A 25,040-nucleotide genomic window follows, 5' to 3' on the forward strand; every position below is an offset into this window, starting at 1 on the left:
CCCCACGCCCCGCGGCCCAATCCCCACCAGGGCCAGCGCCCGGATCAGCGCGGCCCCGGTGGCCGGGCGCCGGACGGCCGGCCGCCGGCGCGCGAGCCCGACCGGTATCTCTACGGCGTCCATGCCGCCGTCGCCGCGATCCTGAATCCGGAGCGGGTGATCACCCGGGTGCAGTGCACCGAGGCCGGGCTGGCGAATCTGTCCGACGCCCTGGCGCAGGCAGCCGAGGCGGGCATCGACCGCCCGGCGCCGGAGATCGTCGACCGCGCCCTGATGGACCGGTTCCTGAAGGGCGCCGTGCACCAGGGCATCGCGCTGGAGATCAAGCCGCTGGAGGCGCCGGACATCGACGATCTCGGCCGCGAGGCGGAGCTGCGCGCAGACGCCGGGCAGCGCAGCGTGGTGGTGGTGCTGGACCAGGTGACCGACCCGCACAACATCGGCGCCATCCTGCGCTCCGCCGCCGCCTTCGGCGCGCTGGCGGTGATCGTCACCGACCGCAACACGCCCGAGGTCACCGGAGTGATGGCCAAGGCGGCGTCCGGCGCGGTCGAGCATGTCGCCCTGACCCGGGTGAAGAACCTGGCCCGCGCCCTCGAATCACTCGGCGAGCTGGGGTTCCGCCGGATCGGCCTGGCCGAGGAGGGCGAGACGACCCTGGCCGAGGCGATGCAGGGCGACCGGGTGGCGCTGGTGCTGGGCGCCGAGGGCGACGGGCTGCGCCACCTGACGCGCGAGACCTGCGACGCCCTGGCCCGGCTGCCGACGCAGGGGCCGGTCGGCAGCCTGAACGTCTCCAACGCCGCCGCCATCGCGCTGTACGAGGCGGCGCGGGGATAAGTTCCTTGCCGACCGCCATCCATGTGACCATATGATATGGCCAACTGGGAATTGGAGATGGCCATCATGGATGCGAAGACGATCGGTGCGGCCGAGTTCAAGGCGTCCTGCCTGCGCGTCATCGACCAGGTCGCGACAGATCATCAGCCGGTGACGATCACCAAGCGCGGCCGGCCGGTGGCCGTGTTGTCACCGGCCCCGGCCGAGACGGATCGGCCCGGCATCATCGGCGCCTTGCGCGGCACTGTCCTGCGCTACGACGATCCCTTCGGTCCGGCGACGGATCCGTCGGACTGGAGCGCCGAGGCGTGATCGTCGCCGATACCCATGTGCTGATCTGGGCTGTCGAGGGTGACCGGCGCCTTGGCCTTGCGGCCCGAGGCGCGGTCGAGACGGCGGCTCAGGCCGACAGCTTGACCGTCGCCGCCATCACGCCCTGGGAGATCGCCATGCTGGCGCAGAAGGGGCGCCTGGCGCTGGGGCGCGAGGTCGGAGCCTGGATCGATGCCGCCCTCGCCCTGCCCGGCGTCAGGCTGGCCCCGTTGCTGCCGGCCATCGCCGTCGACAGCGTCCGGTTGCCGGGCGACATGCATGCCGACCCGGCCGATCGCATGATCGTCGCCACGGCCCGGCATCTGGGCCTGCCGCTGCTCACAGCCGATGGCACGCTCCTCGCCTATGGCGCGGCCGGCCATGTGGCGGTCATCGATGCACGGAACTAGGAGGGGAAAAGCCCTCAACTGCGCCACGCGTGGCCGAAGGGCGAAGCGTGGTGGGCCCGGCAGGATTCGAACCTGCGACAACACCGTTATGAGCGGCGGGTTCTAACCGCTGAACTACAGGCCCGTCCGGCGCCCTTCTAGCAAGCGGCGCCGGTACGGGAAAGCGGGTTGCGACGCCCGGCGTGGGCCACCGGACGCCGCAATCCGTGCTGTCGGCCCGGCTACTGGGCCTTCTGCCCGCCGGCCATCATCTGCTTGATGATGCCGACGATGACCATCAGGATGCCGCCGCCGACCCCGCCCCCGACCACCTGTCCGATGATCGAGCCGATGTCGAGGGAGCCGCTGGCCGCCGCCGCCCCGAGGCTGGGGACGAGCGCCGACAGGATCTGGCCGCCGATGCCCCCGCCGACGATGCCGGCGACCGAGTTCCACAGGGTGCCGAGGTTGTACTGCTTGATCGCGGCGCCGGCCACATTGCCGCCGACCGCACCTGCCACGAGCTGGATGATCAACGTCACGATGTCCATCGGATCTCCTTCCGATCGATGGAGCGCCGTCGGGCGGTGCGGCGCATGAAGCAACCGATTCGCCGAATCATCGGCACCGCACAAATAATCATGCGCCCCGACCCGTTCGGCCTCAAGAGATATTTGGGAACGGACGCAGACCGTTGCCATGCGGCCGAAGAAGCCGACATGTCGTCGGCAGGCGCTTTTGGCGATTCTATTGTCGAATTTACACCCTCGTTACGAGTCCGGATGGGATCGGTTCAGAACCGGACGGAGAGTCCGCCAAGACCGATCACCGCCCCGCCCCAGGAGACGCTGCCGGCGGCGAGATCGATGGCCATCAGATCCTCCCCGACCAGGACCGGGCCGGCATAGTCGGCCCGGATCTCGGCCAGCAGCGCGGCGCGGTCGACCTGTGGCGGCACGAAATGGGTCAGCGCCAACGCCCCGACGCCGGCGGCCGCAGCGACCTTGCCGACCTCGGCCGACAGGGTGTGGTAGGCGGCCACCGCCGCCACCGTCTCGGCCGTGCGCACGCCCGGCACCACCGGCATGGCGTGATGCACGAACACCTCATGCACCAGCAGGTCGGCACCGCGCGCCGCCTCGATCAGCGCCGGGCAGAAGCGGGTGTCGCCGCTGAGCGCCGCGCGACGGCCGCCGGCGGTGAAGACGAAGCCGCAGGCGTGCCGCACCGGCTGGTGGTCGACCGGCACCACCGTCACCGCCGCCTCGCCGAAGCGCAGCGCCTCGCCCGGCGCGATCTCGGTCACCTCGACCTCGAGCGCCGCGGTGGAGGGGCGGCGCTCATGCGCGATGCGCAGCGCCCGCTCCTCCGCCCACAGCGCCATGGTGCCGTCGACGAAGGCGCGGGTGCCGGGCGGGCCGAAGACACGCTGCGGCTGCGGCCGGCCCTGGTGCCAGGCGGACACGACCAACTGGTACAGGTCGATGACGTGGTCGGAATGCAGATGGGTCAGCAGCACCGCATCGAGGTCGCGCCCCGGCACCCCGGCCGCCACCAGCCGCTGGGTGACGCCGGAGCCGCAATCGACCAGCAGCTTCGCGCCGCCGGCCTCGACCAGCGTCGCCGCGCCGTAGCGGGCGGTGTGCACCGACGGGCAGCCGGTGCCGAGCAGGGTGACCTTCATGCATTTCCTCCCGAGGCTGCCGCCGACGATAGCCGAGCCTGATGCAGGATAAATTACGATACAGTTTTGCTATATTGTATATAACACAAACTAATTGGATTGATATTTCTCGCTTCCCTCCGAATCTTTGTCCTATCGCCGCCAGCCAGAGACAATCGCCATGCGCGCCCGCCTTCCCGTCCTCGTCGCCGCCGCGACGCTGCTCGCCTTGGCCGCCCCCGCGGCGCAGGCCGAGACCGACACGCTGCGGATCGCGCAGCAATTCGGCATCTCCTACCTGCCGATGATCGTGGCCAAACAGCAGAAGCTGATCGAGGCGGCGGTGACCGAGGCCGGGCTGCCGGCGCCGGAGATCGACTGGATCCAGGTCAGCGGCGGCGCCGCGATGAACGAGGCGCTTCTGTCAGGCAGCCTGGACGTGGCCGCCGCCGGAGCGCCGCCGGCGATCACGCTGTGGGCCAAGACGCGCGGCTCGATCGATGTGAAGGGCATCGCCTCACTGGGGTCGATGCCGATCTACCTGACCACCACCAACCCGCAGGTGAAGACGCTGGCCGACTTCACCGACAAGGACCGGATCGCCCTGCCGGCGGTGAAGGTCGGGTTCCAGGCGGTGCTGCTGCAGATGGCGGCCGCCCAGGCCTTCGGCGAGGACCAGGCGACGAAGCTGGACGAGCTGACCGTCAGCATGTCGCATCCCGACGCGACCACGGCCCTCCTGTCCGGCAGCACCGAGGTCACCGCCAATTTCGGCGCCCCGCCCTTCCAGAACCAGCAGCTGCAAGATTCGAAGATCCACCGGGTGCTGAGCAGCTTCGACGTGCTGGGCGGGCCGCACACCTTCAATGTGGTCTACGCCACCGGCGCCTTCTATGCCGACAACCCGAAGACGGTGGCGGCGATCGTCACCGCGCTGGACCGTGCCGACCAGTTCATCCAGGCCCATCCGGCCGAGGCGGCGAAGCTGTACATCGCCGCCGAATCCTCGAATCTGCCGGAGGCCTTCGTCGAGGCGCTGATCACCGCCCCCGACACGCGCTACACCGTGGCGCCCGAGAACATCCTGAAATTCGTCGACTTCCAGCACCGCATCGGCCAGATCGCGACCACCACCACGGACTGGCGCGATCTGTTCTTTCCGCCACTGCACGACCGCCAGGGCAGCTGAGATGGCGGTCCCTGCCCTCGCCTTGGCCCCCGACGCTGCACCCCACGCGCCCGCCCTGCGGGTCGAGGGCGTCACCCTGTCCTATGCCGTCGACGGACGGACGGTGACGGCGGTCGAGGATGTCAGCCTGGACATCCGCCGCGGCGAGCGGCTGGTGCTGCTGGGCCCCTCCGGCTGCGGCAAGTCGAGCCTGCTGAAGAGCATCGGCGGCTTCCTGCCGCCGGCCTCCGGCCGGGTGCTGCTGGACGGCCGGCCGGTGTCGCGCCCCGGGCCCGACCGGATGATGGTGCTGCAGGATTTCGAGCAGCTGCTGCCCTGGCTGACGGTGCGGCGCAACCTGGTCGCCGCCCTGTCCTGGGCGAAGGGCACCCGCCGTGCCGAGGCCGCGGCGACGGCCGACGACATGCTGCTGCGCGTCGGCCTGGCCCGGGTGGCCGACCAGTACCCGAACACCCTGTCGGGCGGCATGAAGCAGCGCGTCGCCATCGCCCGCGCCTTGGCACTGCGGCCCGAGGTGCTGCTGATGGACGAGCCCTTCGCCGCGCTGGACGCCATGACAAGGCGCCGGATGCAGGAGGAGCTGCTGGCGCTGTGCCAGGAGACCGGCGTCACCACCATCTTCGTCACCCATGCGATCGACGAGGCGATCGTGGTCGGCAGCCGGATCGTGGTGATGACCGCGCATCCCGGCCGGATCCGCGCCGTAATCGACCTGCCGGGCGGCCGCGGCCCGGACCGGGGCGACCCGGCCTTCGCCGCGCTGGAGGCCCGGATCGGCGGGCTGATCGCCGACCAGATCCGCGGCGGCACCGAGACGGAGGCCGTCGATGGTTGACTATCAGGGCCTGCTGCAGGCCGGGTCGCCGCTGCGGCCGGCGGCGGCCGAGACGCCGGTGCGGCGCTGGATCGGCACCGGCGCCTGGCGCCGCTTGCTGATCCTGGCGGCGCTGGCGGCGATCTGGGAGGTCGCGGCGCGCATCGTCGGCAGCCCGCTGCTGCTGCCCGGCTTCCTGACAACGCTCGGCGCTTTCGGCGAGGGCGTGGCCAGCGGCGAGCTGCCGCTGCGCACCCTGGCCTCGCTGCAGGTGCTGGTGGCGGGCTACGCCATCGGCGTGGTCGCGGCGGCGATCCTGGCCGGCCTCGCCACCGCCAGCCGGCTGGGCGCCGAGCTGCTGTCGACCCTGACCGCGATGTTCAACCCGCTGCCGGCCATCGCCCTGCTGCCGATCGCGCTGCTGTGGTTCGGGCTGGGCACGCCCAGCCTGCTGTTCGTCATCGTCCATTCGGTGCTGTGGCCGCTGGCCCTGGCCGCCCATGCCGGCTTCCGCGCCGTGCCGCGCCCCCTGTCCATGGTCGGGCAGAATCTCGGCCTCGGCGGCGCTGCCTATGTCGCGCGGATCCTGGTGCCCGCCGCCTTTCCGGCGATCCTGGCCGGGCTGAAGATCGGCTGGGCCTTCGCCTGGCGCACGCTGATCGCCGCCGAGCTGGTGTTCGGCGTCTCCTCCCGCTCCGGCGGGCTGGGCTGGTTCATCTACGTCAACCGCAACCAGCTGGAGACGGCCAACGTCTTCGCCGGCCTGCTGGCGATCATCCTGATCGGCCTGCTGGTCGAAAGCCTCTTGTTCCGAACGCTGTCCCGGCTCACCGTCGAGCGCTGGGGCACGCAGAACCCTTGAGACCGACGGAAACGGAAACGCCGCCATGTCCTTCACCACCCGTCCCTTGTCCGAGCTGCTGGGCGTCGAGATCTCCGGGCTCGACCTCGCCACCCCGCCGGACGAGGCCAGCTTCGCCCGCATCAAGTCGCTGTTCGAGGCAAACTCCCTGGTCGTGTTCCGCGACCAGCGCTTCACGCCGCAGCAGCATATCGACTTCAGCCGCCGCTTCGGCGAGCTGGAGATCCATGTGCAGCACCATTTCCACCTGGCCGGGCATCAGGAGATCCTGATCGTCTCGAACGAGACGCGGGAGGATGGCAAGCCGCTGGGCCTGGCCGATGCCGGGCGCTATTGGCACTCCGACCTGTCCTACAAGGCGGAGCCGAGCCTCGGGTCGCTGCTGCACGCACAGACGCTGCCGCCGGTCGAGGGCGACACGCTGTTCGTCAGCATGGCCGCGGCCTATGACGCGCTGGACGACGCCACCAAGGCGCAGATCGAGGGCCTGACGGCGGTGCATGACTACAGCGCCCGCAACGTGGCGCAGCAGGCCAAGAGCTCGCTGCGGCCGGGCCTGACCGCCGACCAGGCCAAGACGGTGCCGCCGGTGACCCATCCGGTGGTACGGATCCACCCGGCGACCGGCCGCAAGGCGCTGTTCGTCAATGAGGGCTTCACCACCCACATCAATGAGCTGGAGCGGCCGCAGAGCGACGCGCTGCTGCGCCGGCTGTTCGAGCACATGATCCAGCCGCAGTTCCAGTATCGGCACCGCTGGCAGGCGCATGACCTGGTGTTCTGGGACAACCGCGCCACCATCCACCTGGCCACCGGCTGCCCGCCGCACCTGGCCCGCACCCTCTACCGCACCACGGTCAAGGGCGACCGGCCGATCGGCCCGCAGGACCGGGCGGCAGCGTAGGAAACGGCCAAGGTTGCTGCCTCTCCCGTTTGCGGGAGAGGTCGGAGACGCGAAGCGGCTCCGGGTGAGGGGAGTTTGTCGAGGCCCGGGACCAGCCCTCACCCGGCCGTCCTTCGGGCGTCCGACCTCTCCCGCCACGCGGGAGAGGTTACGGGTTGGCCGGCTCTCAGCTCAGCCGCGCATACTCCGCTGCCGTCGCCTTCGAGCCCTGGCGGTACAACGCGTCCAGCGCGCTCGTCACCGCCGCCCGGAACCGCGGATGGCCGGGCAGGTCGTCGCCGAACACGGCACGGACCCCGAGCAGCGCCGGCGCCAGCCGGTCCGCCACCGGCCCGGCCTCGCGGGCAAGGACGGCGAGGTCGGCGGCCAGCGGATCGCGCACGTCGATCGGCTTGCCGGCCTCGTCGGTGCCGCTGACATAGCGCATCCAGGCGGCGACACCGAGGGCGTGGCGGTCGACCGGCAGGCCGCGCGCCAGCCGGTCGCGCACGGTGCCGAGCAGCCGCTGCGGCAGCTTCTGCGTCCCGTCCATGGCGATCTGCCAGGTGCGGTGCTTCAGCGCCGTGTTGCGGAAGCGGTCGATCAGCGAGCGCCGGTAGCCGGCGACATCGGCGCCGGGCGGCAGGGTCAGGGTCGGCGTCGAATCGTCCATCAGCGCCTCGACGAAGGCGGCGATCCCCGGCTCCGCCATCGCCGCCGCCACCGTCTCGCAGCCGGAGAGGTAGCCGAGATAGGCCAGCGAAGAGTGGCTGCCGTTGAGCAGCCGCAGCTTCATCGTCTCATAGGGCGCGACCTCGGACACCAGCGTCGCCCCCGCCGCCTCCCAGGCCGGGCGGCCGGACAGGAAGCGGTCCTCGATCACCCATTGCAGGAACGGCTCGGTGACGATCGGCCAGGCATCCTCGACCCCGAGTGCTGCGGCAATCCGGCCGCGGTCCTCGTCGGTGGTGGCCGGCACGATGCGGTCGACCATGGTCTCGGGGCAGGCGATCTCGCCCTCGACATAGGCCCCGAGGTCGGGCGAGACCAGCGCGGCGAAGCGCGACAGGATGCGGTGCAGGGTGCGGCCATTGGCCGGCAGGTTGTCGCAGCACAGCGGGGTGAACGGCGCCAGCCCCTCGGCCCGCCGGCGGGCGATCGCCCGGGCCAGGATGCCGATGGCCGAGCGCGGCGCCCCGGGATGCGCCAGGTCGTGGACGATGTCGGGGTGGCTCTCGTCCAGCCGGCCGGTGGCCGGGTCGTGGCAATAGCCCTTCTCGGTCACGGTCAGGCTGACGATGGCGACCGAGGGCCGGCACAGCGCGTCGAGCAGCGCCGAGGGGCTCTCCGGCGCCACCAGCACGTCCTGCACCGCGCCGATCACCCGCAGCGCCTCGCCGTCGCTGTCACGGACCGAGAGGGTGTAGAGCCCGTCCTGCGGCACCAGCGCGTCGCGCGTGTCCGGGCTGCGCAGGCTGGCGCCGAGGATGCCCCAGCGCCGGTCGCCCGTGGCCAGCACATCGTCGGTGCAGACCGCCTGATGGGCGCGGTGGAAGGCGCCGATGCCGAGATGGACGATGCCGGTGGCGACCGCCGACCGGTCATAGCCGGGCCGCGCCACCGAGGCCGGCAGCCCGGCCAGGGCGGCCGTGCCGAGCCGCCGTGGGGAGGAGGTCATACGCGGCGCCCCCGGTGGCCGGACGGCGGATATTCGCGAAGCAGCATCGACGGCGCCCTCTCCCTGGTCTGGTCGTCCCTGCGGTAGCGCCGATCGACGCCGGGGACAACCTCTCAATCCGGCTGCAATCCTAGTATGGCAGTTTCAGGGGCGGCAACATCCGGCAGGTGTGCCTCCGACCATCATCCCTCTTGGAGAGCCGCCCGCACGTCCTTCATCAACAGGAACAATAGAAAAGGATCGACCGGCGACGGCTCGAAATCGAAACGTTCGTAGAAGGCGCGCGCACCCTCGTCCTTGGCATGGACGAGGAAGGCCCGAATGCCCGCGATGTCCGCCGCCTGAGCCGTGCGCAGCAGCGCGTCCTTGAGCAAGGCCTTGCCGAGGCCGTGGCCCTGCTCCGATATGTCGACGGCCAGTCTGGCCAGCAGCATCACGGGCACCGGATGCCGTGGTAGTCCCTTGGCCGTGCGGGAGGGCGCCTGGGCTCGATCCACCGCTCCCACGGTCAGGCTATAAAAGCCGACGACGCGCCTTTCCCCACTCCGGCAGACGCAATAGGTCTGGGCGCTGTCAGCTTTCTGGTTGGTAAGGGCGAAGCGGATCAGGAAACGGTTGAGCGGCTCCTGTCCGCAATCAAAGCCGTCAAGCTCGTGAGTGGCGTCGAGCTTCTCGAGGGGACCGTACCGCCTCGCACTCACTCGAGCACGCTCTTCCCGTCGAGCAGCTTCTTGAGGCGCGGTTTGGCTGTCACAGGGCGATCCAGCGCTGCCTGAAAGGCGGCCCAGCGCTCATCGTCGAGCTGGAAGACGCGCCGATCGGCCAGCGTCATTTCGGCGGCAGCAAGGCCGGCCTCCAGCAGAAATTCCGTGACGTTCTTGTGCGACGAGGCCGCAGCGCTCTGCAACAACGCCTTCATGGCTGGGGTCGCCCGAACTTCGATCCGCTCTGACTTGGCTTCCGGCAAGGACATTGAGAAGGCTCCTTCCCTCCACCTCATATCATACGGACATCATACGGACAACACGCAGGGCTGGAGTGCGGTGACGACAGCAGGGCCCAGAAACAAAACGGGCAGCCCGAAAGGCTGCCCGTTCAAAGCCGGAACCCGAGGGTCCGCTCAGGTGTCCAGGAAGCTGCGCAGCTTGCGGCTGCGGCTCGGGTGCTTCAGCTTGCGCAGCGCCTTCGCCTCGATCTGGCGGATACGCTCGCGCGTCACCGAGAACTGCTGGCCGACCTCCTCCAGCGTGTGGTCGGTGTTCATGCCGATGCCGAAGCGCATGCGCAGCACCCGCTCCTCGCGCGGGGTCAGCGAGGCCAGGACGCGCGTGGTGGTCTCGCGCAGATTGGCCTGGATCGCGGCGTCGAGCGGCTGGACCGCGTTCTTGTCCTCGATGAAGTCGCCGAGATGGCTGTCCTCCTCGTCGCCGATCGGCGTCTCGAGGCTGATCGGCTCCTTGGCGATCTTGAGGACCTTGCGCACCTTCTCCAGCGGCATCAGCAGGCGCTCGGCCAACTCTTCCGGGGTCGGCTCGCGGCCGATCTCGTGCAGCATCTGCCGGCTGGTGCGGACCAGCTTGTTGATCGTCTCGATCATGTGCACCGGGATGCGGATGGTCCGCGCCTGGTCGGCGATCGAGCGGGTGATCGCCTGCCGGATCCACCAGGTGGCGTAGGTCGAGAACTTGTAGCCGCGGCGGTACTCGAACTTGTCGACCGCCTTCATCAGGCCGATGTTGCCCTCCTGGATCAGGTCCAGGAACTGCAGCCCGCGGTTGGTGTACTTCTTGGCGATCGAGATCACGAGGCGGAGATTGGCCTCGACCATCTCCTTCTTGGCGCGCCCGGCCTCCTTCTCGCCCTTCTGCACGGTCGAGACGATGCGTCGGTACTCCTGGATCGGCAGGCCGACCTCGTCCGAGATCTGGCTGATCTGGCCGCGCACCCGCTGGGCCGAGGTGCCGTTCTTCTCGGCGAACTTGGCCCACTTCTTGTCGAGGCCGCGCACCCGCTCGATCCAGTTCGGGTCGAGCTCATGGCCGAAATAGTTCTGCAGGAAGGATTCGCGGCTGACCCCGCCCTCGACCACCAGGCGCATGAGCTGGCCTTCCAGGCCCATGAGCTTGCGGTTCTGGCCGTAAAGCTGCTCGACCAGCTGCTCGATCCGGACATTGTTGAGGTGCACGCCCTCCATCAGGCGGACCATGTCCTCCTTCAGCTTGTCGTACTTGGCATCGGCCTGCTTGGAGATCGCCTCGCCCTTCTGGATATGGGTCAGGCGCTGCTCCTGCAGCTTGTGCATCTTCTGGTAGGTCTGCTCGATCGCCTCGAAGGTCTCGAGCACCTGGGGCTTCAGCGCCTCCTCCATGGCGGAGAGGGAGATGCCGCCGTCGTCCTCGTCGCCGGAGCTGCCACCAGCCGCGGCCTCGCCGCCTTCACCCTCCGCCTCGGCCTCGGGCTCTTCCTCGGCTTCCGCCTCGCCCTCGCTCATGGCCAGGGCCTCGCCCTCCGGGCTGGCGCCGTAGGTGGCGTCGAGGTCGATGATGTCGCGCAGCAGCATCTTCCCGTCCTTCAGGGCGGAATGCCACTCGATCATCGCGCGTATGGTCAGCGGGCTCTCGCAGATGCCGCCGATCATCATCTCCCGGCCGGCCTCGATGCGCTTGGCGATGGCGATCTCGCCCTCGCGCGACAGCAGCTCGACCGAGCCCATCTCGCGCAGATACATGCGCACCGGGTCGTCAGTGCGGCCGACATCGTCGTCGTCGAGGTTGCCGGCGTTGCGGCCCTCGCCATCGGCATCGCCGCCGGCGGCCGCGGTGTCGTCGGACTCCTCGTTCTCGACGACGTTGATGCCCATCTCGGACAGGTTCGAGGTCACGTCCTCGATCTGCTCGGACGAGGTCAGGTCCGGCGGCAGGGCGGCGTTCAGCTCGTCGATGGTGACGTAGCCGCGCTCCTTGCCCTTGGCGATCAGCTTCTTCACCGCCTGGACGGTGATGTCCATCGAGGCGCCGTCCGCGCTGTCCTCGCGCGTCTCGGCCGATTCCGCCGCTGCCGCTGTCTTGGTCGCCATCTGCACCCGTGCCCCTTCACCCGCCGCCGTCGGGAGTGACCCGAAGTTGGCTCTCATACCTAAGCTTCCGCGCGCAAGGAAGGGGCACGACTCGAATCATACCTGCCCCGACCGCGCCGCGGTCTCGATTCGATCCCGGCCGGCCGGGTCAGAACCCACCCGGCACCGCCTGCCGCCGCTCGATCTCCTGCCGCAGCCCGCGCCAGCGTTCCAGCGCGGCCTCCGTGCCCTGCCGCGCCAGGTCGCGCGCGGCATCCGCGAATTCGCGCCGAAGCGCGCGGAGCTCAAGATGCCCCATGACCATGGCCCAGCCGGCGCGCGCCTCCTCCAGAGGGGCCTCCGGCCGGGTGAAGGGCCATTTCCTGCGAATGCGGTCGACCAAGGCCGGCGGCAATCCATCGGCTTCGGGAACAGTCAGGTAGGGCGCCGTCGGCTGCGAATCAAGTCCGTCCGAGTCGTGCCCCAAGTCGCGGCCATGCGAATCACCGAGTCGCGCCAGCAGCGACTGGCGCACCGACTCGAGCCCCGAATCGGGAATCTCGAGCATGGCGAAACCCTCGCCCACCTCCTCGCCCAGCCCGGGATGCGCGGCCAGAAGGCACAGCAGCACGCAGAATGGTAGGCGATCATCCTGCTCGTCGCGGATCGACTGCGGCTTGGGTCCGGCCGGCTGCGGCGGCTTGCCGCCCGGCCGCCACTCCCCGCCGCCCTGTCGCTTCGGCCGCCAAGGAAACGCCTCCTCGAACCGCGCCCGCAGCTCGGCCAGATACTGCCCCTGCACCGCCGGGTCGGCGATCCGGCGGGCCTGGGCCTCGACCCCGGCGCGCAGCCCGGCCCGGCCCTCCGGCGTCTCCAGCCGGTGCATCGTGGTCTGGCGGTCGTACAGCACCCGGACCAGCGGCAGCGCGCCCTCCAGCACCGCCTGCATCGCCGCGCCGCCGCCGGAGCCGCGGATCAGGCTGTCCGGATCCTCGCCCTGCGGCAGGAAGGCGATGCGGGCGGAATGGTCCGGCTTCAGCTGCGGCGTGATGCGGTCCATCGCCCGCCAGGCGGCCCGGCGCCCAGCCTCGTCGCCGTCGAAGCACAGCACCGGCACCGGCGCCATCTTCCACAGCTCGGCGATCTGCTCCTCGGTCAGGGCCGTGCCCAGCGGCGCCACCGCCGCCTCGAAGCCGGCCCGGACCAGGGCGATCACGTCCATGTAGCCTTCGGCGACGATCACGGTCTGGCCCTGCGACGCCGCCTGCCGGGCACGGGACATGCCGTAGAGGAGATTGCCCTTGTGGAACAGCGGGTTGTCCGGGCTGTTGATGTATTTCGGCCCGTCGCCCTCCATGATCCGGCCGCCGAAGGCGACGGTGCGGCCGCGCTTGTCGGCGACCGGGAACATCACCCGGTTGCGGAAGAAGGAGTAGAGGTCGCGCCCGTCATCCGGCCGGCGGGCCAGCCCGACCTCCTCGATCATCGCGTCCTGGAAGCCCTGGCTGCGCAGATGCTTGATCAGCTTGCCGGCCTCGCCGGGGGCGAAGCCCAGGCGGAAGCGCGACACCGTCTCGCCATCCAGGCCGCGGCCCTTCAGGTAGTCGCGCGCCGCCCGGCCGCCGGGGCCACGCAGCTCGGCCTCGAAGAAAGCGCAGGCGGATTCGACCACGTCATACAGCGTCTTCTGCCGCTCGAACTTCGCCCGGTCCTCCGGCGCGGCCTTCGGCACCTCCAGCCCGGCCTGGGAGGCCAGGGTCTCGATCGCCTCCATGAAGGACAGGCGGTCGTGCTGCATGACGAAGCTGATGACGTCGCCGGTCGCGCCGCAGCCGAAGCAGTAGAAGAAGCCCTTCTGGTCGTTGACCGTGAAGCTGGGCGTCTTCTCCTTGTGGAACGGGCAGCAGGCCTTGAACTCGCCCTTGGTGCTGCGCTGCAACGGCACCCGCTTGCCGACCACGTCGGACACCTGGAGGCGGGTGCGCAGCTCTTCGAGGAAGCCGGGAGGGAGGGACATGCAAGGGTTCTATCGGGCGAGGGCGCTCCAGCGTAACGCGATTCCCGCCCTGCAGGTCAGCGGTTATCGAGATCCGGCCTGCTTGCACTCCGGCTTGGGCAGCCGCTTGCCAGTCCCCCAGGAGAGCAGCCAGCGGCGAACCTCTTCGTGGGGAACCAGCCGCCCCGCGTCGGCAGAGGCAATCCCCTCCCGGATCGCCGCGCGCTTGGCGGCGAGCTCGGGATCATCCTGGAAGAGACGCCGGACCACCCGCCTCAGCCCAGCTGCGCCTTCACCACGGCTGAGACCTTGGAGAAGTCCATCCGGCCGGCATAGCGGGTCTTCAGCTCGGCCATCACCTTGCCCATGTCCTTCATGCCGGCGGCGCCGAGGTCCTTGATGACCGTGCCGATGGCGGCCGCGGTCTCGGCCTCGTCCATCGCCTGCGGCAGCCAGCGCTCGATCACCGCGATCTCGGCCTGCTCCTTGTCGACCAGGTCCTGGCGGTTGCCCTGCTGGTACAGGGCGATGCTCTCGCGCCGCTGCTTCACCATGGTCTGCAGCATCGACAGGATCTCCTCGTCCGGGATGCCGTCCATGTTGCCCTTGGCGCGGGCGTCGATGTCCTTGGTCTTGAGCGCGGCGATGATCATCCGCACGGTCGAGAGCGTGCGCTCGTCCTTGGCCTTCATCGCCTCCTTGAGCGTGTCGGTGAACTGGGGGCGCAGCATGGTCGAAATCCTCCTGACAGAAGCGGCGGGACTGTCGACCATTCGGCCGGCCTAGGCAAGAGAAGGGGGCGGCCATTCCGCCAGCGCGGGCAAGAGGGGCTGGAATCTCGCCGCCGGCCGTGCTTTATGCCTGGAAATTCATTCCGAGGTTGCCATGACCCACACCGCTCCGCCTCCCGGCGCCACTGCGGCGCTCGTGCTCGCCGACGGCACGGTGCTTTGGGGTCGAGGCATCGGCGCCACCGGCAAGGCGATCGGCGAGGTCTGCTTCAACACCTCGATGACCGGCTATCAGGAGATCATGACAGATCCGTCCTATGCCGGGCAGATCGTCACCTTCACCTTCCCGCATATCGGCAATGTCGGCGCCAACCCCGAGGATGTCGAGACCGGGACCACGGCGGCGCGCGGCCTGGTGCTGCGCGACGACATCACCGAGCCGTCGAACTGGCGCGCCGCGCGCGATTTCGACGACTGGCTGCAATCCTTCGGCCTGGTCGGCATCGCCGGGGTCGACACCCGCGCCCTGACCCGCCGCATCCGCGACGCCGGCGCCCCGACCGGGGTGGTGATCCACGCCCCCGACGGTGTATTCGACATCGGCGCGGCGCTGGCCGAGGCCCAGGCCTGGCCGGGGCTGGAGGGCATGGACCTGGCGAAGGACGTGTCCTGCACCCAGACCTACCACTGGGACCAGACGCGCTGGGAGCACGGCAGCGGCTACGGCGCGCTGGAGAACCCGAAGCGCAAGGTCGTGGCGATCGATTTCGGCGCCAAGCGCAACATCCTGCGCTGCCTGGCCTCGACCGGCTGCGACGTCACCGTGATGCCGGCGACGGCGACCGCCGAGGATGTGCTGAGCCACAACCCGGACGGGGTGTTCCTGGCCAACGGCCCGGGCGATCCCGCGGCGACCGGCACCTATGCCGTGCCGACGATCAAGGCGCTGCTGGACACCGGGCTGCCGATCTTCGGCATCTGCCTCGGCCACCAGATGCTGGCCCTGGCGCTGGGCGGGCAGACCGGCAAGATGGCCCGGGGCCACCGCGGCGCCAACCATCCGGTCAAGGACCTGACCACCGGCAAGGTCGAGATCACCAGCCAGAACCACGGCTTCCAGGTGCTGGCGGAGAGCCTGCCGGACACGGTCGAGGTCACCCATGTCAGCCTGTTCGACGGCTCGAACGAGGGGCTGCGGCTGAAGGACCGGCCGGTGTTCTCGGTGCAGTACCACCCCGAGGCCAGCCCGGGCCCGCAGGACAGCCACTACCTGTTCCAGCGCTTCGTCGACCTGATCGACGCGCAGAAGCGCTGATGCCGCACCGCGCTCCGCCGCGCCTGCTGGGCCCCAGGGTGTTCCTGACCCTGGCGGGACCGGCGGATGGCGTGGACCTCGCCGCCTTCCACGACCGGGAATGGGACCATCTCGGCCCGTGGATGCCGCCGCGCAGCGCCGCCTGGCGCACCGAGCCGCATTGGCGGCGCTGGAGCGCCGAGGCGGTCGACCTGTTCCTGGACGACCGCGCCGTGCGGCTGGTGCTGCGGCTGATCGACCGGCCCGGGGACGGCATCGTCGGCCAGCTGAACCTGAATATGCTGTCGCGCGGCGCCTTCCAGGCGGCGACGCTGGGCTATCACCTCGGCGCCGCGCAGCAGGGCGGAGGGCTGATGCGCGAGGCGCTGGAGATGGCGATCCGCTATGCCTTCGGCCCCCTGAGCCTGCACCGGCTGATGGCCAACCACCTGCCGGAGAACGCCCGCAGCGCCGCGCTGCTGCAGCGGCTGGGCTTCATCCGCGAAGGCTATGCCAAGGATTACCTCTTCATCGGCGGCGCCTGGCGCGACCACGTGCTGACGGCGCTGACCAACCCCGATCCATCGCCCCCGCCGATGGCGTAGCCCGGAACCCGCCCTTCCCCGCCGCCGTTGCCTTGCAGAGGCCATCGCAGCCAGGAGGCGACATGCCGGACGACCGACCACCGCCGACCCTCAGCAAGACCGAAGCCCGCCAGGGCGAGACCAGCGGCCATATGCGCTGGGTGCTGCACCTGTCCATGGGGCTCGCGGTCGTCATCCTCGGCGCCGTGCTGCTCTGGTGGATCTTCTGACCGGGCAAAAAAGAGGCGGCCCGAAGGCCGCCCCAAGTCTCCCAGCCTGAGCTCAGCTCTCACATCCAGTAGGGCGGCACGCGATAGTAGTCGTGCACCTGCTGCGCCCATTGCCGGTCATCCCAGTCGAAGCGCTCGCCACGGTCATGCGCCGGGGCGCCGCGCAGCTGGTCTTCGGAGACATCCAGCTCATAGGCGTCGAGCGCCTCGTTGTAGGTCAGCATCGACCACGACAGGGCGTAATAGTCCTCGCCGATGCCAAGGAAGCCGCCGAAGGTCATGACCGCATAGCCGACCCGGCCGGTGCGCTTGTCGATCATCACCCGCTGGATGGTGCCGATCCGGTCGCCGTTCGGTCGCCGGATCGGGGTTCTCTCGACCTTGTCGCTGGCGATCAGCCGGTGGGTCTCGCGGCTGCTGAGATCACGGGCTGTCTCGGTCTGCATGTCGCGCCTCCGAAATGGTGGTCTCCCTCAGGAAATGGTCCCGGCCGTCGGGCGGTTCCCCGGAACCGCTCCGCCGAACCGGCGATTGCTTCAGTGAGGGCGCCCGGACGCGCCGGGCGGGCCGACAACCGGAATGGAGGCAGCCATGCCGCGCGGCGACAAGTCGAGCTACACCGACAAGCAGAAACGCAAGGCAGAGCATATCGAGGAGGGCTACGAGGCCCGAGGCGTGTCCGAAGAGGAGGCCGAGCGCCGGGCCTGGGCCACCGTCAACAAGGAGAGCGGCGGCGGCAAGAAGAGCGGCTCCGGCCGCGGCAAAGCGGAGAGCCACGCGTCGTCGCGCAAGGGCGGCCGGATCGGCGGGGAGGCCTCGGCATCCCGGTCGGCCGCCGACCGCAGCGCTTCGGCGAAGAAGGCCGCGGCGACCCGCAAGCGCCACGAGCACCACACCCATTCATGAGCACCGCTTCGATGGAGAGCCAACGATGAGCGACCCGAAGCCGCCGCCTGACCCAACCCGGCCGCCCATGCCCAACCCGCGGCCGGACACGCCGCCGGGCCAGCCGGGCCAGCCGCCGCCGGAGGTGCCGCCGGACGGCCCGGCCGAACCACCCCTGCCGGACCCGGTCCGGATGTGATCCAAGAAAAAGGCCGGCCCCGCGGGGCCGGCCTCGATCATTCCCGGACGACGCCGGGGTCAGTACCAGCGCCAGTAATTGCGATGCCGCCAGCGCTCATGACGCCAGTGGTCACGCCGCCAATCCCGACGCCAGTGGTCCCGGCGCCAGTCGCCGCGCCAATGGTCACGCCGCCAGTGGTCGCGACGCCAATCCCGGCGGTCATGGCGCCAGCGGTCGCGGCGCCAATCCACCTTGGTGGTGAGATTGGCGTCGGCCTGGCCGTTCCACACGGCCGGGGCGGCGACGGGCGCAGGCGCCCGGTCCTGGGCGACAGCGGCGCCGGAGGCGCCGGCGAGGAGCAGAGCCGCCGAAGCGGCCACGAAAAGACGCTTCATGCCAGACAGCATGGGGCTGATCCCTCTTCCATTGACCGGCGATATGTCCTGAGGGGGGAAGGCCCGCCCCGAGGGCCGGCCTTCATCGTCCTCGGATCGCCGCATGACCGTCAGCGCCAGGTGCGGTAGGGGCGGCGGTCGTTGCGCCAGCGCCAGTCATGGTGCTGGGAGCGCCAGCGATCGTTGCGCCAATGATCCCGGCGCCAGTCGCGGTGGTCGTTGCGCCAATGATCGCGACGCCAGTCCCGGCGCCAATGGTCGCGGCGCCAATCCACCTTGGTGGCGAGGTTCGCGTCGGCCTGGCCGTTCCACACGGCCGGGGCGGCCACGGGGGCGGGCGCCCGATCCTGGGCGACAGCGGCGCCGGACGCGCCGGCGAGAAGCAGGGCCGCCGAAGCAGCCAGGACAAGACGCTTCATTCCAGACAACATAGGGGTGATCCCTCTTCCATCAACCGGCGAAGTCTCCTGGGAAACAGCCGGCTCCCCCATTTCACGCCCTATCCTGAAGATTCCGTCGTCCTGAACGGTTACGACCGCAAGCATACGGCCACGAACCAAGCCGGAACGCCGCCAAATTTCTTTTAGGACACGAAGAAATCACAAAGAGGACACATTTGAATTCATCGCAGATTGCAGATCTTCATGAATTCTCAATTTTCAGTAAGAAAAACGACTGCCAGCAGGCTGGCGGTCAGAGGATGGCGAGCGGCGCTTTGCGGCGCGGCGGCGGGAAGGCCTGGTCCAGCGCCGCCAGGTCGGCCTCGTCGAGCACGAGGTCCAGCGCCCGGCGGTGGTCGCGCAGCCGCTCGACCCGGCTGGATTTCGGGATGGCGACGACGCCCTGCCGGGTCAGCAGCCAGGCCAGTGCCACGGTGGCCGGCGCCGCGCCGTGCCGGCGGGCGATGCCGCCAAGGACGGCGTTGCCCAGCAGCCGGCCCTGGCCCAGCGGCGAATAGGCCATCACCGGCAGGCCCCGCTCCTGGCACCAGGGCAGCAGGTCCCATTCGATGCCGCGGGCCGACAGGCTGTAGCAGACCTGGTCGGTCGCGGTGCGCCCGCCCCCCGCCTCGCCGGTCCAGGCCTCCACGTCGTCGAGGTCGAAGTTGCTGACGCCCCAGTCGACCACCTTGCCGTCCTCGCGCAGCCGCTCGAACGCCTCGATGGTCTCGGCATAGGGCGTCCGGCCCTGCCAGTGCAGCAGGTAGAGGTCGATCCGGTCGGTGCCGAGGCGGCGCAGGCTGCGCTCGCAGGCGGCGATGGCGGCGGCGAAGCCGGCATTGTGCGGATAGACCTTGCTGACCAAGAACACGCCGTCGCGGCGGCCGCGGATGGCCTGACCCGTCACCTCCTCGGCGCCGCCCTCGCCATACATCTCGGCGGTGTCGATCAGGGTCAGGCCGAGATCGAGCCCGGCGGCCAACGCCGCCGCCTCGTCCTTCGCCCGGCGCCGGTCCTCGCCCATGCCCCAGGTGCCCTGCCCCAGGACCGGCATGGCGGCGCCGGACGGCAGAACCACGGTGGTCTCGTCCGCCGGCCGGCGGCGCAGGCCCTCGGTGCTGCCCATGCTGATCTCCCCTATTCCGCGATCGCCACGCGATCCTGCGGCATCGCGGCGGCCGCGACCAGGGTCCAGATCGCCAGCGTCTCCTGCCGGCCGCGGATCTCCGTCTGGCCCGCCGGGCCGAAGGCGCCCAGCACCTCGGCCCGGCAGCCCTCGCGCCCGGCCTGCACGACCGCGGCGTCGCTGGCCACCACCCGCGTGTCGAGGCGCCGGCTCAGCCGCTCCAGCCGGCTGGCGACGTTGACGGTGTCGCCGACGACGCCGAATTCCAGGCGGCGCTCGTCGCCGATATTGCCCATCACCACCAGCCCGTAATGCAGGCCGATGCCGACCTCGATCGGCCCGGCGCCGCGCGCCTGGCGCTTGGCGTTCCAGCGCTCGACCTCATGGCACATCGCCCGGGCGCAGCCGAGTGCATTGCTGGCGTCGCGCGGGCCGGGCTGGGGCGTGCCGAAGGTCGCCATGACGCAGTCGCCGATATACTTGTCGATCGTGCCCTCATGGGCGAAGACCTGCTGCGCCATGCGACGGTGGAAGCTGCGCAGCAGCGCCACCACCCGCTCCGGCGCCAGCCCCTCGGCCTGGCCGGAGAATCCGACGATGTCGACGAACAGAATCACCGCCGGCTGGCGCTGGATCTCGCCGAGAGGCGCGGCCGAAGCGGCCAGTCGGCCGACCAGGTTGGGCGAGAAGTAGCGCGACAGCGCCGCCTTGGCCGCCTCCATCCGCGCCGCCCGGCCGACCAGCTTGCGCGATCGCCACACGGCGAGCGCCAGCACCAGCGTCATCAGCACCAGGACGACGGTCTGGATCATCCACAACGTGCTGCTGACGGCGTGCGGGTCGAGCGACATGGCGATGCGCACGGCGTCGGGGCTCGGGCCGTCGACCACGTCGTTGGCGCTGGTGACGATGCTGTCCGGCCGCGTCGCCAGCCAGGCGAAGCCGAGCGACCAGGACACGGTCAGCGCCCCGCCGACCAGCAGCACCAGCTTGGGCGAATAGCTCAGCGCCACGCCGCAGAGGAACAGCAGCAGGAACAGGAAGTTCGGGATGCGCTGGGTGAACTGGACCGGCAGCTCGGACCCGAACAGCGGGTTCGGCGCCACCATCACGAAGGTCAGCACCGCCGCGTCCAGCACCAGGAAGGCGCCGACACCCCAGACGCCGATGCTGCCGCGTCGCTGCAGCAGATAGGGGATCAGGCCGAGCACGAGGAAGACGGCCATTACGCCGATATAGGCCACCGACCGCTCGACGGGGATCCAGATGGCGACATAGACGGCCAGCAGCGCCAGCACCAGGACACGGCCATAGAAGACGTAGGACAGGCCGTCCCGCTCCTCCCGCTCCATGGCACCCCGGACGCCAAGGGGCGTCGCCTGCGCCGGTTTCGCCATGTCGCCCTCCACCCGATGATGCGCAGGAAATGGGGCCTCGGGGCGGGTTCCGCCAGGGTCCGGATGACGACAGGTCGGCCCTGCCCTGCGCCATGCGGCCGCCCCGGGGCTTTCCCCGCGCGCGTTCCTTCCTTATAAGAGCGCGCTCCTTCGGGAGCGTGCCCCCTTGTACCCAGCAGGCCGCCCCCATGCCCAAGCGCACCGACATCCGCTCGATCTGCATCATCGGCGCCGGCCCGATCGTCATCGGCCAGGCCTGCGAGTTCGACTATTCCGGCGCCCAGGCCTGCAAGGCGCTGAAGCAGGAGGGCTACCGCGTCATCCTGGTCAACTCCAACCCGGCGACGATCATGACCGATCCGGAGCTGGCGGACGCGACCTATATCGAGCCGATCACGCCGGAGATCGTGGCCCGGATCCTGGAGCAGGAGAAGCCGGACGCGCTGTTGCCGACCATGGGCGGGCAGACGGCGCTGAACACCGCCATGGCGCTGGCCGAGAACGGCACGCTGGCGCGGCTGGGGATCGAGCTGATCGGGGCCAAGCGCGAGAGCATCGAGAAGGCCGAGGACCGCGCCAAGTTCCGCGAGACCATGGACGAGATCGGCCTGGAATCGCCGAAGAGCGCGGTGGTGCACAGCCTGTCCGAGGCGATAGACGCGCTGCCGGCTGTCGGCCTGCCAGCGATCATCCGCCCGTCCTTCACCCTCGGCGGCACCGGCGGCGGCATCGCCTACAACCGGGTCGAGTTCGAGGAGATCGTCCGCTCCGGCCTCGCCGCCAGCCCGACCCGCGAGGTGCTGATCGAGGAATCCGTCCTCGGCTGGAAGGAATACGAGATGGAGGTGGTCCGCGACCGGGCGGACAACTGCATCATCATCTGCTCGATCGAGAACGTCGATCCGATGGGCATCCACACCGGCGACAGCGTCACCGTGGCCCCGGCCCTGACGCTGACCGACAAGGAATACCAGCGGATGCGGGACGCCTCGATCGCGGTGCTGCGCGCGATCGGCGTCGACACCGGCGGGTCGAACGTCCAGTTCGCGGTCGACCCCGAGACCGGCCGCATGGTCGTGATCGAGATGAACCCGCGGGTCAGCCGCTCCTCCGCCCTCGCCTCCAAGGCGACCGGCTTCCCGATCGCCAAGGTCGCGGCCAAGCTGGCGGTCGGCTACACCCTCGACGAGCTGGCCAACGACATCACCAAGGTGACCCCGGCCAGCTTCGAGCCGACGATCGACTATGTCGTCGTCAAGATGCCGCGCTTCACCTTCGAGAAGTTCCCGGGCGCCGAGCCGACCCTGACCACCAGCATGAAGTCGGTCGGCGWGGCGATGTCGATCGGCCGCAGCTTCCCCGAGGCGCTGCAGAAGGCGCTGCGATCGATGGAGACCGGCTTGTCCGGCCTGGACGAGATCGAGATCCCCGGCGTCGCCATGGACGCCCCGGACGCGCAGGTGATCCGCGCCGCCCTGGCCCGCCCGACCCATGACCGGCTGCTGGTGATCGCCCAGGCGATGCGCCTCGGCCTCGGGGTCGAGGAGATCCGCGCCGCCTGCAAGTTCGACCCCTGGTTCCTGCGCGAGATCGAGCGGATCGTCGCGGCGGAGGAGGAGGTGCGGCGCTACGGCCTGCCCGAGGACGCGCAAACCTTCGCCCGGCTGAAGCGCCTCGGCTTCTCCGACGCCCGCCTCGCCAGGCTGGCCGGCGTGTCCGAGGCCGAGGCCGCCGCGGCCCGACGCGAGCTTGGCGTGACCCCGGTCTACAAGCGGATCGACACCTGCGCCGGCGAGTTCGCCTCGGCCACGCCCTACATGTACTCGACCCACGAGGCCGGCTTCGACGAGGGCGAGTGCGAATCCGACCCGACCGACCGCGAGAAGATCGTCATCCTCGGCGGCGGCCCGAACCGGATCGGCCAGGGCATCGAGTTCGACTATTGTTGCGTCCACGCCGCCTACGCGCTGAAGGAGGCCGGCTACGAGACCATCATGGTCAACTGCAACCCGGAGACGGTGTCGACCGACTACGACACCTCGGACCGGCTGTATTTCGAGCCGCTGACCGCAGAGGACGTGATCGAGCTGATCCGGGTCGAGCAGGAGCGCGGCACGGTCAAGGGCGTGATCGTGCAGTTCGGCGGCCAGACCCCGCTGAAGCTGGCGCATGACCTGGAGGAGGCCGGCATCCCGATCCTGGGCACGCCGAAGGACGCGATCGACCTGGCCGAGGACCGCGAGCGCTTCCGCGACCTCCTGGACAAGCTCGGCCTGCGCCAGCCGAAGAGCGGCATCGCCCATTCGGTCGAAGAGGCCGAGGCGATCGTGCAGGAGGTCGGCTTCCCCTGCCTCATGCGCCCGTCCTACGTGCTGGGCGGCCGGGGCATGGAGATCGTGCACGACCTGCAGGGCTTCCGCCGCTACATCACCACCGCGGTGAAGGTCTCCGGCCGCAACCCGGTGCTGATCGACCGCTACCTGCAGGACGCGATCGAGGTCGATGTCGACGCGGTGCGCGACCGCGAGCAGGTCTATGTCGCCGGCATCATGGAGCATATCGAGGAGGCCGGGATCCATTCCGGCGACAGCGCCTGCGCCCTGCCGCCCTATTCCCTGCCGGCCTTCGTGGTGCACGAGATCGAGCGCCAGACCCGGATGCTGGCCGACGGCCTCGGCGTCATCGGCCTGATGAACACCCAGTTCGCGGTCAAGGACAACGAGGTCTACGTCATCGAGGTCAATCCGCGCGCCAGCCGCACCGTGCCCTTCGTGGCCAAGGCGACCGGCACGCCGATCGCCAAGATCGCGGCCCGGGTGATGGCCGGCGAGAGGCTGGCCGACTTCCCGCTGGCCGGCCCGACCCCGCCCTACACGGCGGTGAAGGAGGCGGTGTTCCCGTTCAACCGCTTCCCCGGCGTCGACGTCATCCTGGGGCCGGAGATGAAGTCGACCGGCGAGGTCATGGGCCTGGACCGCGACTTCGGCCGTGCCTTCGCCAAGAGCCAGCTGGGCGCCAACCAGAAGGTGCCGCTGTCCGGCACCGTCTTCATCTCGGTCAAGGACCGGGACAAGCCGGCGATCCTGGCGGTCGCCCGCCGCATCGCCGAGCTGGGCTTCGAGATCCTGGCCTCCACCGGCACCGCCAGGGCGCTGGAGGGGGGCGGACTCACGGTCCGACGCATCAACAAGGTGATGGAAGGCCAGCCCCATATCGTCGACGCCATCCTGAACGGCGAGGTCCAGCTGGTGTTCAACACCACCGACGGTGCCCAGACGGTGCGCGACAGCTTCGGCTTGCGCCGCGCCGCGCTGGTCAATAACATTCCCTACTCGACGACCGTGGCCGGAGCACGCGCGACCGTGGAGGCGATCGCCGCGCTGAAGGCCGGGGCGCTTGAAGTCGCCCCGCTGCAATCCTACCTAGGTTCGGCGCGGTAGCACCGGGGGCAGGGATACGAGCAGGTCTGGAGGCCGGCGTCCTTGACGCCGGGTGTACCGCTTTTTGGCTTTTTGGGACTGGAGCGCAATGGAAAAGGTGCCGATGACCGCGGCGGGGTACAACCGGCTGCAGGAAGAGTTGAAGCATCTGAAGAGCGTGGCGCGGCCCGAGGTGATCAAGGCGATCGCGGAGGCGCGCGAGCATGGTGACCTGTCCGAGAACGCCGAATACCACGCGGCGCGCGAGCGCCAGAGCTTCATCGAAGGCCGGGTGATGGAGCTGGAGGACCGGATCAGCCGGGCCGACATCATCGACACCTCCAAGCTGTCGGGCGACACTGTCAAGTTCGGCGCCACCGTGACGCTGGCGGACGAGGACACCGACGAGGAGATCACCTACCAGATCGTCGGGCAGGACGAGTCCGACATCAAGGAAGGCCGCCTGTCGATCACCGCGCCGCTGGCGCGCTCGCTGATCGGCAAGGCCGAGGGCGACCAGGTCGAGGTCACCACCCCCGGCGGCTCCAAGAGCTACGAGATCGTCACGGTCCAGTTCGTCTGACCGTCCCGACATTCTCCCGAATTCGGCAGCGGCCCCGCCTCCCGGCGGGGCCGTTTGCGTTCCGGCAGGGTCGTCGGCAGCACCGCGCCGGGAT

General features: G+C 69.8%; 27 protein-coding genes and 1 tRNA gene. 14 read left to right on the top strand and 14 right to left on the bottom strand.

What is annotated here, in order from left to right; all coding sequences use genetic code 11:
* The 3 genes from rlmB to BWR60_RS26940 form a co-directional block, all read left to right on the top strand.
* Nucleotides 1-840: 23S rRNA (guanosine(2251)-2'-O)-methyltransferase RlmB (gene rlmB, locus BWR60_RS26930; protein ID WP_275542403.1), on the top strand; the 840-nt coding region annotated here is incomplete at its 5' end.
* A gap of 66 nt (nucleotides 841-906) precedes the next feature.
* Nucleotides 907-1,152 (top strand): type II toxin-antitoxin system Phd/YefM family antitoxin, encoded by a 246-nt coding sequence (locus BWR60_RS26935; RefSeq protein WP_088154865.1) that lies wholly within the window; start codon nucleotides 907-909, stop codon nucleotides 1,150-1,152.
* Nucleotides 1,149-1,562, top strand: coding sequence for a type II toxin-antitoxin system VapC family toxin (locus tag BWR60_RS26940; RefSeq protein WP_088154807.1), 414 nt, complete (start codon nucleotides 1,149-1,151; stop codon nucleotides 1,560-1,562). Before BWR60_RS26935 ends, BWR60_RS26940 begins: the two co-directional genes overlap by 4 nt.
* A gap of 48 nt (nucleotides 1,563-1,610) precedes the next feature.
* Here the strand turns inward: BWR60_RS26940 and BWR60_RS26945 are convergent.
* From BWR60_RS26945 to BWR60_RS26955, 3 genes are all read right to left on the bottom strand, one after another.
* A tRNA-Ile gene (locus tag BWR60_RS26945) sits at nucleotides 1,611-1,686 on the bottom strand.
* A 97-nt stretch (nucleotides 1,687-1,783) separates the two neighbouring features.
* Entirely contained in the window at nucleotides 1,784-2,092 is a 309-nt protein-coding gene (locus tag BWR60_RS26950) for a hypothetical protein (protein ID WP_088154809.1), read from the bottom strand.
* A gap of 242 nt (nucleotides 2,093-2,334) precedes the next feature.
* Nucleotides 2,335-3,225, bottom strand: coding sequence for an MBL fold metallo-hydrolase (locus BWR60_RS26955; RefSeq protein WP_088154811.1), 891 nt, complete (start codon nucleotides 3,223-3,225; stop codon nucleotides 2,335-2,337).
* A 160-nt stretch (nucleotides 3,226-3,385) separates the two neighbouring features.
* Here BWR60_RS26955 and BWR60_RS26960 point away from each other — a divergent pair, with 160 nt between their 5' ends.
* From BWR60_RS26960 to BWR60_RS26975, 4 genes are read left to right on the top strand one after another with little or no spacing between them, the layout of a single operon-like run.
* Nucleotides 3,386-4,393, top strand: a complete 1,008-nt coding sequence (locus BWR60_RS26960; RefSeq protein ID WP_088154813.1) for an ABC transporter substrate-binding protein — start codon at nucleotides 3,386-3,388, stop codon at nucleotides 4,391-4,393.
* Between the two features lies 1 nt (nucleotide 4,394).
* The gene (locus BWR60_RS26965) at nucleotides 4,395-5,228 is read left to right on the top strand and encodes an ABC transporter ATP-binding protein (protein WP_088154815.1); all 834 of its coding nucleotides are present in this window, start codon (nucleotides 4,395-4,397) and stop codon (nucleotides 5,226-5,228) included.
* Complete coding sequence (locus tag BWR60_RS26970; protein WP_088154817.1) at nucleotides 5,221-6,069, top strand: ABC transporter permease; 849 nt, start codon at nucleotides 5,221-5,223, stop codon at nucleotides 6,067-6,069. Before BWR60_RS26965 ends, BWR60_RS26970 begins: the two co-directional genes overlap by 8 nt.
* Nucleotides 6,070-6,094: 25 nt before the next feature.
* Nucleotides 6,095-6,973, top strand: coding sequence for a TauD/TfdA dioxygenase family protein (locus tag BWR60_RS26975; RefSeq protein WP_088154819.1), 879 nt, complete (start codon nucleotides 6,095-6,097; stop codon nucleotides 6,971-6,973).
* Between the two features lie 166 nt (nucleotides 6,974-7,139).
* On the opposite strand, the gene BWR60_RS26980 is transcribed toward BWR60_RS26975, so the two are convergent.
* From BWR60_RS26980 to BWR60_RS27010, 6 genes are all read right to left on the bottom strand, one after another.
* Nucleotides 7,140-8,630: a mannitol dehydrogenase family protein gene (locus tag BWR60_RS26980; protein WP_088154821.1), complete on the bottom strand. Its 1,491-nt coding sequence runs from the start codon at nucleotides 8,628-8,630 to the stop codon at nucleotides 7,140-7,142.
* A gap of 182 nt (nucleotides 8,631-8,812) precedes the next feature.
* A complete protein-coding gene (locus tag BWR60_RS26985; protein WP_088154823.1) occupies nucleotides 8,813-9,331 on the bottom strand; it encodes a GNAT family N-acetyltransferase in 519 nt (172 codons plus the stop codon).
* Nucleotides 9,328-9,603 carry a DUF1778 domain-containing protein gene (locus BWR60_RS26990; protein WP_088154825.1) on the bottom strand — a complete coding sequence of 92 codons (276 nt, stop codon included), beginning with the start codon at nucleotides 9,601-9,603 and terminating at the stop codon, nucleotides 9,328-9,330. The genes BWR60_RS26985 and BWR60_RS26990 overlap by 4 nt, the downstream gene beginning before the upstream one ends.
* Nucleotides 9,604-9,750: 147 nt before the next feature.
* Complete coding sequence (gene rpoD / locus BWR60_RS26995) at nucleotides 9,751-11,706, bottom strand: RNA polymerase sigma factor RpoD (RefSeq protein ID WP_088154827.1); 1,956 nt, start codon at nucleotides 11,704-11,706, stop codon at nucleotides 9,751-9,753.
* A gap of 148 nt (nucleotides 11,707-11,854) precedes the next feature.
* Nucleotides 11,855-13,702 carry a DNA primase gene (gene dnaG / locus BWR60_RS27000; protein WP_088154829.1) on the bottom strand — a complete coding sequence of 616 codons (1,848 nt, stop codon included), beginning with the start codon at nucleotides 13,700-13,702 and terminating at the stop codon, nucleotides 11,855-11,857.
* Between the two features lie 254 nt (nucleotides 13,703-13,956).
* A complete protein-coding gene (locus BWR60_RS27010) occupies nucleotides 13,957-14,412 on the bottom strand; it encodes a GatB/YqeY domain-containing protein (protein WP_088154833.1) in 456 nt (151 codons plus the stop codon).
* 154 nt (nucleotides 14,413-14,566) lie between these two features.
* Here BWR60_RS27010 and carA point away from each other — a divergent pair, with 154 nt between their 5' ends.
* The 3 genes from carA (at nucleotide 14,567) to BWR60_RS37280 (ending at nucleotide 16,520) form a co-directional block, all read left to right on the top strand.
* Nucleotides 14,567-15,727, top strand: a complete 1,161-nt coding sequence (gene carA, locus BWR60_RS27015; protein WP_088154835.1) for a glutamine-hydrolyzing carbamoyl-phosphate synthase small subunit — start codon at nucleotides 14,567-14,569, stop codon at nucleotides 15,725-15,727.
* Nucleotides 15,727-16,311: a GNAT family N-acetyltransferase gene (locus tag BWR60_RS27020; protein WP_088154837.1), complete on the top strand. Its 585-nt coding sequence runs from the start codon at nucleotides 15,727-15,729 to the stop codon at nucleotides 16,309-16,311. Before carA ends, BWR60_RS27020 begins: the two co-directional genes overlap by 1 nt.
* A 62-nt stretch (nucleotides 16,312-16,373) precedes the next feature.
* Nucleotides 16,374-16,520 (top strand): hypothetical protein, encoded by a 147-nt coding sequence (locus BWR60_RS37280; protein ID WP_179221964.1) that lies wholly within the window; start codon nucleotides 16,374-16,376, stop codon nucleotides 16,518-16,520.
* A gap of 59 nt (nucleotides 16,521-16,579) precedes the next feature.
* Here BWR60_RS37280 and BWR60_RS27025 read toward each other — a convergent pair whose 3' ends face one another.
* Nucleotides 16,580-16,966, bottom strand: a complete 387-nt coding sequence (locus tag BWR60_RS27025; protein ID WP_088154839.1) for a PRC-barrel domain-containing protein — start codon at nucleotides 16,964-16,966, stop codon at nucleotides 16,580-16,582.
* 145 nt (nucleotides 16,967-17,111) lie between these two features.
* Here BWR60_RS27025 and BWR60_RS27030 point away from each other — a divergent pair, with 145 nt between their 5' ends.
* Nucleotides 17,112-17,426 (top strand): plasmid stabilization protein, encoded by a 315-nt coding sequence (locus BWR60_RS27030; RefSeq protein WP_088154841.1) that lies wholly within the window; start codon nucleotides 17,112-17,114, stop codon nucleotides 17,424-17,426.
* A 25-nt stretch (nucleotides 17,427-17,451) separates the two neighbouring features.
* Nucleotides 17,452-17,604 carry a hypothetical protein gene (locus tag BWR60_RS37285; RefSeq protein ID WP_179221965.1) on the top strand — a complete coding sequence of 51 codons (153 nt, stop codon included), beginning with the start codon at nucleotides 17,452-17,454 and terminating at the stop codon, nucleotides 17,602-17,604.
* A gap of 59 nt (nucleotides 17,605-17,663) precedes the next feature.
* Here the strand turns inward: BWR60_RS37285 and BWR60_RS27035 are convergent, their stop codons facing one another.
* The 4 genes from BWR60_RS27035 to BWR60_RS27050 form a co-directional block, all read right to left on the bottom strand.
* Nucleotides 17,664-17,981 (bottom strand): hypothetical protein, encoded by a 318-nt coding sequence (locus tag BWR60_RS27035; RefSeq protein WP_088154867.1) that lies wholly within the window; start codon nucleotides 17,979-17,981, stop codon nucleotides 17,664-17,666.
* A 110-nt stretch (nucleotides 17,982-18,091) separates the two neighbouring features.
* Nucleotides 18,092-18,400: a hypothetical protein gene (locus BWR60_RS27040; RefSeq protein WP_144445779.1), complete on the bottom strand. Its 309-nt coding sequence runs from the start codon at nucleotides 18,398-18,400 to the stop codon at nucleotides 18,092-18,094.
* A 274-nt stretch (nucleotides 18,401-18,674) separates the two neighbouring features.
* A complete protein-coding gene (locus BWR60_RS27045; RefSeq protein WP_088154845.1) occupies nucleotides 18,675-19,547 on the bottom strand; it encodes an aldo/keto reductase in 873 nt (290 codons plus the stop codon).
* Nucleotides 19,548-19,558: 11 nt separating this feature from the next.
* Nucleotides 19,559-20,944, bottom strand: coding sequence for an adenylate/guanylate cyclase domain-containing protein (locus tag BWR60_RS27050; RefSeq protein WP_088154847.1), 1,386 nt, complete (start codon nucleotides 20,942-20,944; stop codon nucleotides 19,559-19,561).
* A gap of 188 nt (nucleotides 20,945-21,132) precedes the next feature.
* Between BWR60_RS27050 and carB the strand changes: the two genes are divergently transcribed.
* Nucleotides 21,133-24,384, top strand: a complete 3,252-nt coding sequence (carB, locus tag BWR60_RS27055; protein ID WP_088154849.1) for a carbamoyl-phosphate synthase large subunit — start codon at nucleotides 21,133-21,135, stop codon at nucleotides 24,382-24,384.
* A gap of 88 nt (nucleotides 24,385-24,472) precedes the next feature.
* Nucleotides 24,473-24,946 carry a transcription elongation factor GreA gene (gene greA / locus BWR60_RS27060; RefSeq protein WP_034844768.1) on the top strand — a complete coding sequence of 158 codons (474 nt, stop codon included), beginning with the start codon at nucleotides 24,473-24,475 and terminating at the stop codon, nucleotides 24,944-24,946.
* Nucleotides 24,947-25,040 lie beyond the last annotated feature (94 nt).

It is taken from the genome of Inquilinus limosus, from assembly GCF_002195995.1.
GTDB lineage: Bacteria > Pseudomonadota > Alphaproteobacteria > DSM-16000 > Inquilinaceae > Inquilinus > Inquilinus limosus_C.